Origin of the sequence: Xanthomonas sp. GPE 39, from assembly GCF_000963005.1 — a bacterium.
Classification (GTDB): domain Bacteria; phylum Pseudomonadota; class Gammaproteobacteria; order Xanthomonadales; family Xanthomonadaceae; genus Xanthomonas_A.
This window is the reverse complement of the sequence record NZ_JZHZ01000007.1, coordinates 812,997-825,587: the sequence shown is the minus strand read 5'-3', so window position 1 is coordinate 825,587 and position 12,591 is coordinate 812,997. Positions and strand designations below refer to the sequence as shown.

General features: G+C 61.6%; 11 protein-coding genes. 4 read left to right on the top strand and 7 right to left on the bottom strand.

Annotated elements, in window-relative coordinates; translation table 11 throughout:
• Window positions 1–22: 22 nt before the first annotated feature.
• The 5 genes from XALGPE39_RS03580 to sucC all read right to left on the bottom strand — a co-directional run bounded on the left by XALGPE39_RS03580 (window position 23) and on the right by sucC (window position 4,231).
• Window positions 23–613 carry a hypothetical protein gene (locus tag XALGPE39_RS03580; protein WP_045727019.1) on the bottom strand — a complete coding sequence of 197 codons (591 nt, stop codon included), beginning with the start codon at window positions 611–613 and terminating at the stop codon, window positions 23–25.
• Window positions 614–740: 127 nt separating this feature from the next.
• The gene (locus XALGPE39_RS16030) at window positions 741–917 is read right to left on the bottom strand and encodes a hypothetical protein (protein WP_162484584.1); all 177 of its coding nucleotides are present in this window, start codon (window positions 915–917) and stop codon (window positions 741–743) included.
• A 25-nt stretch (window positions 918–942) separates the two neighbouring features.
• Entirely contained in the window at window positions 943–1,530 is a 588-nt protein-coding gene (locus tag XALGPE39_RS03575) for a hypothetical protein (RefSeq protein ID WP_045727018.1), read from the bottom strand.
• A 638-nt stretch (window positions 1,531–2,168) separates the two neighbouring features.
• Entirely contained in the window at window positions 2,169–3,041 is an 873-nt protein-coding gene (gene sucD, locus XALGPE39_RS03570) for a succinate--CoA ligase subunit alpha (protein WP_045727017.1), read from the bottom strand.
• 26 nt (window positions 3,042–3,067) lie between these two features.
• Window positions 3,068–4,231: an ADP-forming succinate--CoA ligase subunit beta gene (gene sucC, locus XALGPE39_RS03565; RefSeq protein WP_045727016.1), complete on the bottom strand. Its 1,164-nt coding sequence runs from the start codon at window positions 4,229–4,231 to the stop codon at window positions 3,068–3,070.
• A 292-nt stretch (window positions 4,232–4,523) separates the two neighbouring features.
• Between sucC and XALGPE39_RS03560 the strand changes: the two genes are divergently transcribed.
• On the top strand, window positions 4,524–6,137 hold the full coding sequence (locus XALGPE39_RS03560) for an ATP-binding protein (protein WP_045727015.1): 1,614 nt from the start codon (window positions 4,524–4,526) through the stop codon (window positions 6,135–6,137).
• Between the two features lie 97 nt (window positions 6,138–6,234).
• Window positions 6,235–7,623 carry a sigma-54 dependent transcriptional regulator gene (locus XALGPE39_RS03555; RefSeq protein WP_045727014.1) on the top strand — a complete coding sequence of 463 codons (1,389 nt, stop codon included), beginning with the start codon at window positions 6,235–6,237 and terminating at the stop codon, window positions 7,621–7,623.
• Between the two features lie 147 nt (window positions 7,624–7,770).
• Here the strand turns inward: XALGPE39_RS03555 and pilB are convergent, their stop codons facing one another.
• On the bottom strand, window positions 7,771–9,495 hold the full coding sequence (pilB, locus tag XALGPE39_RS03550; protein WP_045727013.1) for a type IV-A pilus assembly ATPase PilB: 1,725 nt from the start codon (window positions 9,493–9,495) through the stop codon (window positions 7,771–7,773).
• Window positions 9,496–9,643: 148 nt separating this feature from the next.
• Window positions 9,644–10,090 (bottom strand): pilin, encoded by a 447-nt coding sequence (locus tag XALGPE39_RS03545; RefSeq protein ID WP_045727012.1) that lies wholly within the window; start codon window positions 10,088–10,090, stop codon window positions 9,644–9,646.
• A 357-nt stretch (window positions 10,091–10,447) separates the two neighbouring features.
• Here XALGPE39_RS03545 and XALGPE39_RS03540 point away from each other — a divergent pair, with 357 nt between their 5' ends.
• Together XALGPE39_RS03540 and XALGPE39_RS03535 are read left to right on the top strand one after the other, a co-directional pair.
• Window positions 10,448–11,719 carry a type II secretion system F family protein gene (locus tag XALGPE39_RS03540; protein ID WP_045727011.1) on the top strand — a complete coding sequence of 424 codons (1,272 nt, stop codon included), beginning with the start codon at window positions 10,448–10,450 and terminating at the stop codon, window positions 11,717–11,719.
• 6 nt (window positions 11,720–11,725) lie between these two features.
• A complete protein-coding gene (locus XALGPE39_RS03535) occupies window positions 11,726–12,589 on the top strand; it encodes an A24 family peptidase (protein WP_045727010.1) in 864 nt (287 codons plus the stop codon).
• Window positions 12,590–12,591: the final 2 nt, after the last annotated feature.

Genomic DNA, 12,591 nt, shown 5'->3' with positions numbered 1-12,591 from the left:
ATGCTCCCTGGCGAGGACGCCATCAGTACGTTTTGGTGTAGGCGAGGATCAGGTCGTTGCGGAAATCGCTGTCTGGGTTGCCTGGCCTCTGTAACACAGCAGTCTCCACAAACGCCCGCATATACACATTGATGGTGCGGTCGTTCACTTCCAAGATGATATGAGGAGAGATATCCGCATGCAGTATTGGCGGCAACTGATTCTGCGGCACGTGGTGCAGGACCACCTTATCCTTGAAGATGGCTTCGAGATCGACCAGGGCATGGTGCGGCTGGCCGTCCTTGGACCGCCAAGTCACCTCCGCAGGAGGCGGAAAGTGTGGAAAGTTGCGGATGCCGATATGCGATGCATCCAATGTATCATTCGGATACTTGTCTCCCAACGACGCCGATGAAATCGTCTTGGTATCATCCGGGATGTTAAGTAAAGACATGTCGTCATAAATAACCGTGCAGCCATAAGTGTCGTAGCAGGCTGCCCCGAATGCATGGTCAGCGAATGGAATCGGCTTACGGGTATCGATATGCACGGTGCCATGAGCATCGACGGGAAGATTCCCGACTAGGTGGATGCCGGGAGGGAGATTGGTCGGAGCGTTGGTCGGCGTATTCATGCGCGAACATCCAGTCAGGGAGTGGGCGAAGACGGCGGTCAGCAGAAGGGGGAGCGCTGCACGGGACGGCGTGGCAAAAGAAGGTCGCACAGCCATGGTTTCACCTGTGGGAAGGGAGAGAGACAGCCTACTGCCCAGGGCGTGATCGCGATAGCGCGGTGTCAGTTTGATTGACCAGCAGCGGCGCTTGGAACTGCGCCAATGCATGGCGGCTGTGTGCATATGTCGCCAAGTCTTGCGCCATCGCCGGATACGTTTCCACCTCATCCGGCCATGTCTTTGCATCGGTATGCTCGTTGCTCATTACATGCTCCCTGGCAAGAACGCCATCAGTAGGTTTTGGTGTAGGCGAGGATCAGGTCGTTGCGTGCATCACTATATTCATTGTCAGGGTTCTGTAGTACGGTCGTCTGCACCATCGCCTTCATATACACATTGATGGTGCGGTCGTTCACTTCTAGGATGATGTCCGGAGAGATATCGGCCTGCAGGATCGGCGGCAACTGATTCTGCGGCACGTGATGCAGGATCACCTTATCCTTGAAGATGGCTTCGAGATCGACCAGGGCATGGTGCGGCTGGCCGTCCTTTGAGCGCCACGTCACCTCGGCAGGCGGGGGGAAGTGTGGGAAGTTGCGGATGCCGATGGTGCCGGAGTCAAGGTTGCCGGGGTAGCCATCCCCTAGTGACGCCGATGAGATTTGTTTGACATCGTCGGGATCGTTAGCTTCGTACCTGCCGTCATACAGCACCTTGCAGCCATAGGTGTCGTAACACATCGCCCCGAATGCATGGTCGGCGAATGGTATCGGCTTACTGGTATCGATATGCACGGTGCCATGAGCATCGACGGGAAGATTCCCGATCAGGTGGATGCCGGGCGGGAGATTGGTCGGAGCGTTGGTCGGCGTATTCATGCGCGAACATCCTGTCAGAGAGTGGGCGAAGACGGCAGTGAGCAGAAGAGGAAACGCTGCACGGGACGGCATGGCAAAGGAAGGTCGCACAGCCATAGTTCCACCTGCGGGAAGGGAGAGAAACAGCCTACTACCCAGGGCGTGATCGCGATAGCGCGGTGCTGGCTTGGCGCTACTTAAGCGCCACGCGGGCCGAGCGGCCATCATGGCGCCGCATCCGGCATACGCAGCATCGCGTAGGTGGTAATCGATGGACATCAGCAGTTCGGCAGGAATTTCCCTAAAGCGTCATTTGGCATCAGCACAACACAACAACCCGGCTCTTGCGTGTCCGACGGCCTGATTGAGACATTCTTGTGTTGTATTGGCAGCGTCGGGCGATCTGTGTGTAGGCAGGCAGCAACCTCGCAAGCAGGCCATTGGACACCGTGGCGACACGATGCCTACGCAAGTCAGTTCGAGCAGGCTGATGGGCATTCATTGATCCCATCTGTGCATACCATCAGCCATATAGCGAATCGATTATGTGGAACGCGGCATGCACAAACGAAAAAGGCCTCGCATACGCGAGGCCTTCTCGAAATCGTTACCGCACCGTCGCCGCAATCGGTTTGCGACGACGACACAGCAGTGGCGACTTATTTCACTAGCGAAGCGATCGCAGCGCCCAGATCACCAGGCGAACGCACGGTCTTGACGCCAGCGGCTTCCATCGCCGCGAACTTGCCTTCAGCCGTACCCGAACCGCCGGAGGCAATCGCGCCGGCATGGCCCATACGCTTGCCCTTCGGTGCGGAAGCGCCGGCGATGAAACCGACCACCGGCTTCTTGACGTACTGCTTGATGTACGCGGCACCAGCTTCCTCGGCAGCACCGCCGATTTCGCCGACCATGATGATGCCTTCGGTCTGCGGATCTTCGTTGAACAGCTTGAGGCAGTCGACGAAGTTCAGGCCGTTGATCGGGTCGCCGCCGATGCCGATGACGGTGGACTGGCCCAGGCCGGCAGCGGTGGTCTGCTTGACCGCTTCATAGGTCAGCGTGCCAGAACGCGAGACGATGCCGATCTTGCCCTTCTGGTGAATATGGCCGGGCATGATGCCGATCTTGCACTCGCCCGGGGTGATGATGCCGGGGCAGTTCGGGCCGACCAGCACAACGTCCGGATGCTGCTTCAGCACATTCTTGACCCGCAGCATGTCCAGCACCGGGATGCCCTCGGTGATGCAGACGATGACCTTGATACCGGCCGCTGCCGCTTCCAGGATCGCGTCGGCCGCGAACGGCGGCGGCACGTAGATCACCGAAGCGTCGGCGCCGGTACTCTGGACCGCTTCGCGCACGGTGTTGAACACCGGCAGGCCAATGTGGGTGCTGCCACCCTTGCCGGGGGTCACGCCGCCGACGACCTGGGTGCCGTATTCCACCATCTGGGTGGCATGGAAGGTGCCCTGCTGGCCGGTGAAGCCCTGCACGATGACCTTCGTCTTCTTGTTGATCAAAACAGACATGATTCTTCCTAAGTCTCGTGGAGGGTTCAGGCGGCGACCGCAGCGACGGCCTTCTTGGCACCGTCGTTGATGTCGTCGGCGGGAGTGATGGCCAGGCCGGAGTCGGCCAGCAGCTTCTTGCCCGCTTCCACATTGGTGCCTTCCAGACGCACCACCACCGGCACCTTGACGTCCACTTCCTTGACCGCCGCGATGATGCCCTCGGCAATCATGTCGCAGCGGACGATGCCGCCGAAGATGTTGACGAAGATGGCCTTGACCTTATCGCTGGACAGAATGAGCTTGAACGCCTCGGTCACGCGTTCCTTGGTGGCGCCGCCGCCCACATCGAGGAAGTTGGCCGGCGCACCGCCGTTGAGCGCGATCACATCCATCGTGGCCATCGCCAGACCCGCGCCGTTGACCATGCAGCCGATGTTGCCGTCCATGGTGACGTAGTTGAGGTCGTGCTCGCTGGCCTTCACCTCGGTCTCGTCTTCCTGCGTGGTGTCGCGCATGGCGGCAAGGTCCTTGCGGCGGAAGGTGGCGTTGTCATCGGAGTTGACCTTGCCATCCAGCGCGTAGAGGTTCTGGTCGTCCAGAATCGCCAGCGGGTTCAGTTCCACCAGCGACAGATCCTTGTCGTTGAACAGCGCGTACAGCCCGCCCATGATGTTGGCCAACTGATTGGCCTGCTTGGCGGTCAACCCCATCTTGAAGCCGATTTCACGGCCCTGGTAGGGCTGCACGCCTTCGGCGTAGTCGACCACGAGGGTGTGGATCTTCTCGGGCGTGGTGGCGGCGACTTCCTCGATGTCCACGCCGCCTTCGCTGGAGACGATATACGTGATCGACTTCTGATCGCGATCAACCAGCAGCGACAGGTACAGTTCCTTGACAATCTCACCAGCGGTGGTCACCAGCACCAGATTGACCGGCAGGGCCACGCCCGCAGACTGGTAGGTGGCCATCTTGGTACCGAGCATCTTGGCCGCAGCGGCTTTGACATCGTCGGTGGTCTTGCAGAACTTCACGCCGCCGGCTTTGCCGCGGCCGCCCGCATGGATCTGAGCCTTGACCATCCAGGGGCCATCGCCCAAGGCATTGGCCGCGTCGACGGCTTCTTCGGGCGTGGACGCGATGCGTCCGGCCGGAACCGGGATGCCGTAGTTGGCAAACAGTTGTTTCGCCTGGTATTCGTGGAAATTCATGCGTCACCGTGGGAGAAGGAACGACCGTCCCGCAGCGACCCGGAGCCTGAATGGCAGCCGGAGACGGTACGGACGGGACGCCTATTGTCGCCGACCCTGGGCGGCGGCGCAAAAGCGCCAGTGCGCCGCCCTCCCATCGGCCGAGCGCCACGCATGCGCTTGCGCCATCCGCCGGGCTGGCGCGCCCGCACCACGACGACGGGATCGCCATCCCGAAGCCTGCGCCCTCTGCCATCGGCCACGGCAGCGACCCCCTATACTCGCGCCGTCCACCGCCCGTCTGGAGTTCAGCTTGGCCACCAGCGCCTCGCTCATCGATCGCATCAAGTCCATCCCCCGCCGCGAACTGTATTTTTTTGCGTTGTACCGGACTCTGGTGTCGGGGTTGATCGCGGCATTGGTGTTCAGCCCACTCAGCACACTGATCGGCGAGCCGCGTTTCCCGCAACTGGCCGAGGAACTGGCCACGCTCTATGTCGTCGTGGCAATGGCGCTGTTGCTATGGGGACGTAACGAACGCTATCTGACCCAAATCGTCTGTTTCAGCACCTTCGTCGATATCGTCGCGGCGACCGTGGCCGCGCATGCGCTGCCCAGCGCCAGCGCCGGCATCGCCATGATGCTGCTGTTCAATATCGCCGCCGCCGCCATGATGTTGCACTTGAGCTGGAGCATGGCGATCGCGCTGACCGCCTCAGTGGCGCTACTGGCGGAATATCTGTGGACCATCCTGGATAGCGGCAACAACAGCCGCAGCCTGGCCGAATTGGCGATGTTCGCCACCAGCTACCTTGCGGTGGCGTACTTCTGCAATCGCATCGGGCGACGCGCGCGCATCAATCAAAGTCTGGCCGAACAGCGCGGTGCGGAGGTGGCGAACCTCTACGAAATCAACGAGCTAATCATCCGCCGCATGCGCACAGGTGTGTTGGTGGTAGACGGCCAGAATCGCGTCACGCTGGTGAACGAGGCAGCCTCGTTCCTGCTCGGCGATCACGACAGTCACAGCGATAACGGCCGACTCAATCTGCTCAGTGCCGCGCCGGAGTTGGCGCGTCGCCTGCAACGCTGGCGCAATGGCTCCAACCACGAGGAAAGTCCACTACAACTCTCCCCGGACCAGCCGGAAGTACAGCCGCGCTTCGCCCGGTTATTAGCCGAAGGCGAACTCACACTGGTGTTTCTCGACGACGCCACAGTGGTCTCGCGACGCGCCGAATCGCTGACCCTGTCGGCCATGGGCCGCTTCTCGGCGAGCCTGGCCCACGAAATCCGTAATCCACTGGCGGCCATCAACTACGCCTCGCAGTTATTGGAGGAATCCACGGCAATCGACGATGCCGACCGCCGCCTGCTGCAAATCATCCATCAGCAGTGCCAGCGCACCAACGGCATTGTCGAGAGTGTGTTGGGCTTGGCCCGACGCGAGCGCTCCAATCCGGAGAATCTTGACCTGGGCGCATTCTTGCGCCGCTTCGTGCTGGACTATCAACAAAGCCTGTCCATCGAAACCGACAGCATCGAGGCAATCCTCCCGCAGCACCCCGTGCATGCGTTGGTCGACCCCAAGCATCTGCATCAAATCCTCAGTGCGCTGGTACACAACGCGCTCAAATACGGCCGGGTGATGGAGGAACCGGCACGGGTGCGGCTGCGCGTGTGCATGCACGAACGCAATGCCATCGTCGACGTGATGGACCGAGGCCCCGGCATTCCCGAGACAGTGGCGGCACAACTGTTCCGCCCGTTCTTCACCACCAGCGAGCACGGCACTGGACTGGGCCTGTATATCGCCCGCGAACTGTGCCGGGCCAACCAAGCGCGCCTGGAGTACGTTCCGGTCCCGGCCGGAGGTGCCTGCTTTCGCGTCGCCCTGCCCGGACCGCACGCGATGCTGGCACGGTGAAAGGAAAGGAAAGGTGAGAATCGCTTCGCCAGCACACCACCAACGCCGCTAAATTGGCAGACTCGCTCTACCTCCACCATCAACACTCTTTTTGCGCATGAACGAAACACGAAGCGCCCTGATCGTCGACGACGAGCGCGACATCCGCGAGCTACTGGTCCTGACCCTGGGCAGGATGGGCCTGCGCATCAGCACCGCCGCCAATTTGGCCGAAGCGCGCGAATTGCTGTCGAGCAATCACTACGACCTGTGCATCACCGACATGCGCCTGCCCGACGGCAACGGCATCGAACTGGTCAGCGAGATTGCCAAGCATCACCCGCGCACACCAGTGGCGATGATCACCGCCTTCGGCAGCATGGACCTGGCGGTGGAGGCGCTGAAGGCCGGCGCGTTCGACTTCGTCAGCAAGCCAGTCGATATCCAGATTCTACGCGGCCTGGTCAAGCACGCGCTGGAACTCAACAACGCAACGCGCGCCGCCGCACCCGCCCCGGCGCCCGAACATGCCAACCGCCTGCTCGGCGCATCGGCGGCGATGGAGGCGCTGCGTACCACCATCGCCAAGGTGGCGCGCAACCAGGCGCCGGTCTATATCCTCGGCGAATCGGGCGTGGGGAAGGAGCTGGTGGCCCGCACCATCCACGAACAAGGCGGGCGCGCGGCCGGCCCGTTCGTCCCGGTGAACTGCGGCGCGATCCCGGCCGAATTGATGGAAAGCGAGTTCTTCGGCCATAAAAAAGGCAGCTTCACCGGCGCGCATGCCGATCAAGCCGGCCTGTTCCAAGCCGCGCACGGCGGCACCTTGTTTCTGGACGAAGTGGCCGAGCTGCCATTGCAGATGCAGGTCAAGTTGCTGCGCGCGATCCAGGAAAAATCGGTGCGCCCGGTCGGTGCCGCCACCGAAGTGCCTGTGGACGTGCGCATCCTCTCGGCCACACATCGGGATCTGGCCGACTTGGTCGCCGAGGGCCGCTTCCGCCACGACCTGTACTACCGCATCAACGTGATCGAACTACGCGTGCCACCGCTGCGCGAGCGCGCCGACGACCTGCCGCACCTGGCCGCAGCAATCCTGTCGCGGCTGGCCAAGAGCCATGGCCGCCCGCCCCCGTTACTCTCATCCTCGGCACTGGATGCCCTGAGCGGCTATGCCTTCCCCGGCAATGTGCGCGAATTGGAGAACATCCTCGAACGCGCCCTGGCAATGGCCGACGACGATCAGATCGATGTCGCCGACCTGCGCTTGCCACAGCCTGGCAACAGCGCCCGGGCGGCGGCCGAAGCCGCCCCAGCACTGCCGCCCGGCGTGGTCGACATCGACCCCGGCTCCTCGGCGCTGCCCTCCTATATCGAGCAACTCGAACGTGCGGCGATCCAAAAAGCGCTGGAAGAAAACCGCTGGAACAAGACCCGCACTGCCGCGCAACTCGGCATCACCTTCCGCGCACTGCGCTACAAACTGAAAAAGCTGGGCATGGAATAGACCCAGCGAGCCGATCCTCGCAACACAACAGCATCGACACGACGCCGCGCGTTGTCATCGACGCTATCAGGCATCGCAGAGGTGCAACGCGTGTTGCGCAAATAAGAGGTCGGAGCGGCGCAATGTCGCGCACCGCCCCACTGCGCATCAATCCTTGGTGACGCGGTTGATCTCGGCCAAACTGGTGATGCCGTTGCGCGCTTTGAGCAAGGCCGACTGGCGCAGATCCTTGACTCCGATCTTCTGCGCGGCAGTGGCGATATCCATCGCGTTGCCACCCTGCAGCACGATCGCGGCGATCTCGTCGTTCATCGGCATCACCTGATAGATGCCGGTGCGGCCCTTGTAGCCTTCGGTGCATTCTTCGCAACCGACCGGCTCGTACAACTGGACCCCCTCGGCAATGTCCGCTTCGGTGAAGCCTTCGGCCAGCAAGGCTTTTTCCGGCAATTTGACTGGGCGTTTGCAGTTATTGCACAGCCGCCGCGCCAGACGCTGCGCGATCACCAGGGTCACCGAACTGGTGATGTTATAGGGCGCGATGCCCATGTTCATCAGACGCGCGATGGTCTGCGGCGCATCGTTGGTGTGCAGCGTGGACAGCACCATGTGGCCGGTCTGCGCGGCCTTGATCGCGATCTCGGCGGTCTCCAGGTCGCGGATTTCGCCGACCATGATGATGTCCGGGTCCTGGCGCAAGAACGAACGCAAGGCCGCGGCGAAGGTCATGCCGCGCTTGTTGTTCTGCTGTACCTGATTGACGCCCGGCAGACGGATTTCCACCGGATCCTCGGCAGTGGAAATGTTGCGGGTTTCGTCGTTGAGAATGCCCAGCGCGGTATACAGCGAGACTGTCTTGCCCGAGCCGGTTGGGCCGGTCACCAGCACCATGCCGTAGGGCTTGTGGATCGCGTCCAGGAACAACTGCTGCTGTTCCGGCTCGTAGCCGAGCTTGTCGATGCCCAACTTGGCCGCACTGCCGTCGAGAATACGCAGCACGATCTTCTCACCGAACAACGTCGGCAGCGTGCTGACGCGGAAGTCGATCTGCTTGTTCTTGGACAAGTTGAGCTTGATGCGCCCGTCCTGCGGCACGCGCTTCTCGGCGATGTCCAACTGCGCCATCACCTTCAAGCGTGCGGCGATGCGCTGATTGAGCTTGACCGGCGCCTTGGCCACGTTCTTGAGCAGGCCATCGATGCGCAGGCGCACCCGGTAATCCTCCTCGTAGGGCTCGAAATGGATATCAGAAGCGCCGCGGCGGATCGCATCGACAAGCACCTTGTTGACGAACTTCACCACCGGCGTGTCTTCGCTCTTGGTGTCGATGCTGGTGTCGCCGTTGCCGTCCTCGTCGCCGCCCACATCGAGGTTGTCCATGCCCTCGTCATCGCCACCCAACGCACTGCCGAGCGCATCGTTGCTGGAATGCCACTGCTCCAGCGTGCGGCGGATCTGGTCCTCGTCGACCAGGATCGGCTCCACCGTGAGATTGGTATGGAACTTGATGTCGTCCAGCGCACGGGTCTGGGTGGGATTGCTGATCCCCACGAACAGACGGCTACCGCGCTTGAACAGCGGTAGCACCTGGTGCTTGTGCAGCAGTTCCTCGCTGACCAGCTTCATCGCGTTCTGGCTGGCGTCGAACACCGAGGCATCCAGCAACGGCACACCGAACTCCACCGCATTGGCGGCGGCCAACTGCGCAGCGGTGACCAGCTTCTTCTCGGCGAACCATTGCGGCAACGGGACCCGGGCCTCGCTCGCCTGGGCCATGGCGGTCCGCGCCGCAGCCTCTTCTAGGACTCCATCCTGAACGAGACGGCGGGCGATGCCGGTGATGCCGACGAGATTGGCTGATATGGCGCTCATGACCGGGACCCTGTATCCAGAGACACTATCTTAACGGTATCCAGCAGAGGACTGATGCCACGCCATTGCCACAAAAAACAAACCCGCCTGATGGCGGGCTTGTCGTGACTGGAATGAGGGTTACCCATTCAGATGGTCACACTGTCGATCAGTTGGCGGCACCAGTACAGGTATTTGGCACATACTTCTGCTTGGCCGTCGTCGCGCAGCCCCAGTTCAAAGTACCGCCACCGTTGACACCAGTCAAAGTCACTGTCGTGCTTTGTAGGTTGGCATTGACACCCGTAGCATTAAAAGCCGCCTGGATGGTGCAAGCACCACCAGTGCCAGTACCCAATGTGAGGCTTGCAATGTACTTGCCAGCATAAGAAGTAGCTGCTTCAAATCCGGGCGAAGTATTCAGTGGGCATTGGCCTTGGCTGGCATAGAACTCTGCCACCTGGGTCTTGAGTCCGTCGCTGACCGCCAGCGCTTCCGAGAACTGAGCGCGCGCCAAGTAATTTTGGTACTGCGGGATAGCAATCGCGGCCAGGATGGCAATGATCGCGACCACGATCATCAGTTCGATCAGGGTAAAGCCCTGCTGCTTCTTCATAACAAACCCCTAGTGTATGGCGTAATTAATGTGTAGGCACTCGCCCGCGGAGCGTTCTCCCCGAGCGCCGCGGCGAAGCGCCACGTACAAGGATCCAAGCAGACTGCGTGCCAACTTTTCGCACTTCGCCGCATGACTCCCCTTACATATAATGCACTATTAGGGCAAACGGGAAGTAGCCAAGATCCCGATCCGCGACAGGATGGGCAGGACGCCGCACAGGGGCAAAAACTGACGCGCTGCGTCACTTGGCAATAAATAGCGACGTCCAGCAGCGCACGGATGCCAGACGCCACGGAAACCGATACCATGCCGTGCATGTCCGCCCGGGGATGGCCGGACGGGGGAGACGACCTGATGTCCGCAACTCGCAGCGCAGTCAAGAGCGCAGTCAAAAAACAACCGGTCGCGCGCGCTACCAGCCAGCAACTGCAGTTCGTCTGGGAAGGCACCGACAAGCGCGGCGTCAAGATGAAGGGCGAACAGACGGCCAAGAACGCCAATCTGTTGCGCGCGGAACTGCGTCGCCAGGGGATCACCCCCACTGCGGTCAAACCCAAGCCCAAGCCCTTGTTCGGCGCGGCGGGCAGCAAGGTCTCCCCGAAGGACATCGCTTTCTTCAGCCGGCAAATGGCAACGATGATGAAGTCCGGCGTGCCCATCGTGGGGTCACTGGAGATCATCGCCAGCGGGCATAAGAACCCGCGCATGAAAAAGATGGTCGAGCAGATCCGCACCGATATCGAAGGCGGCTCCTCGCTCTACGAGGCGATCAGCCGGCATCCGGTGCAGTTCGACGAGTTGTACCGCAACTTGGTCAAGGCCGGCGAAGGCGCTGGCGTGCTGGAAACCGTGCTGGAAACGGTAGCGACCTACAAGGAGAACATCGAGGCGCTGAAGGGCAAGATCAAGAAGGCGCTGTTCTATCCGGCCATGGTGATGGCCGTAGCAGTGATCGTCAGCTGCATCCTGCTGGTGTGGGTGGTGCCGCAGTTCGAGGACGTGTTCAAGGGCTTCGGCGCGGAATTACCGGCCTTCACCCAGATGATCGTGACGGCCTCGCGCTTCATGGTGGCGTATTGGTGGATGATGCTGATCGTGGTGATCGGCAGCATCGTTGGCTTCACCTTCGCCTACAAGCGCTCGCCGGCGATGCAGCATGGCATGGACCGGTTGATCCTGAAGGTGCCGATCATCGGCCAGATCATGCATAACAGTTCGGTAGCGCGCTTCTCGCGCACCCTGGCGGTAACCTTCCGCGCCGGCGTGCCGCTGGTAGAGGCGCTGGATATCGTCGCCGGCGCCACCGGCAACAGCGTCTACGAAAAGTCGGTGCTGCGCATGCGCGACGACGTCTCGGTCGGTTACCCGGTGAACGTGGCGATGAAACAGACCAATCTGTTTCCGCACATGGTGATCCAGATGACCGCCATCGGCGAGGAAGCCGGCGCGCTGGACGCGATGCTGTTCAAGGTGGCCGAATACTTCGAACAGGAAGTCAACAACGCGGTCGATGCCTTGAGCAGCCTGATGGAACCGCTGATCATGGTGTTCATCGGCACCATCGTCGGCGGCATGGTCATCGGCATGTATCTGCCGATCTTCAAGCTGGCCTCGGTGGTGGGATAAGGCGCAATGGCATTTCTCGATCAACACCCCGGCCTGGGCTACCCGGCCGCGGCGGGGCTAGGCCTGCTGGTGGGCAGTTTTCTCAACGTGGTGATCCTGCGCCTGCCCAAGCGCATGGAGTGGCAATGGAAGCGCGATTCGCGCGAGATTCTGGAGCTACCGGACCTCTACGATCCACCGCCCCCAGGCATCGTGGTGGAGCCGTCGCACTGCCCGCAGTGCAAGCACCGGCTGGCCTGGTACGAGAACATTCCGCTGTTCAGTTGGCTGGCGCTGCGCGGCAAGTGCCGGCATTGCCATACCCCGATTTCGGTCCAGTATCCGCTGGTGGAGTTGTTGACCAGCCTGCTGGTGGTCGCCAGCGTGTGGCGCTTCGGCTTCGGCTGGCAGGGCTTCGGTGCCATCGTGCTCAGTTGCTTCCTGGTCGCGTTGTCGGGCATCGACCTGCGCACCCGCCTGCTGCCGGACCAACTGACCTTGCCGCTGATGTGGCTGGGCCTGATCGGCAGTATGGACAATCTGTACATGCCGGCCAAACCAGCCCTGCTCGGCGCGGCGGTCGGCTATGTGTCGCTGTGGTCGGTGTGGTGGCTGTTCAAGCAGATCACCGGCAAGGAAGGAATGGGCCATGGCGACTTCAAGCTGCTGGCCGCCATCGGCGCCTGGTGCGGGCTGAAGGGCATCCTGCCGGTCATCCTGATCTCCTCGCTAGTGGGCGCGATCCTGGGTTCGGCCTGGCTCGCGGCCAAGGGCCGCGACCGGGCCACGCCGATCCCGTTCGGCCCCTATCTGGCCATCGCCGGGTGGATCACTTTCTTCTGGGGCAGGCAGATCGTGGACACCTATCTGCACTGGTCCGGGCTGCGTTGACG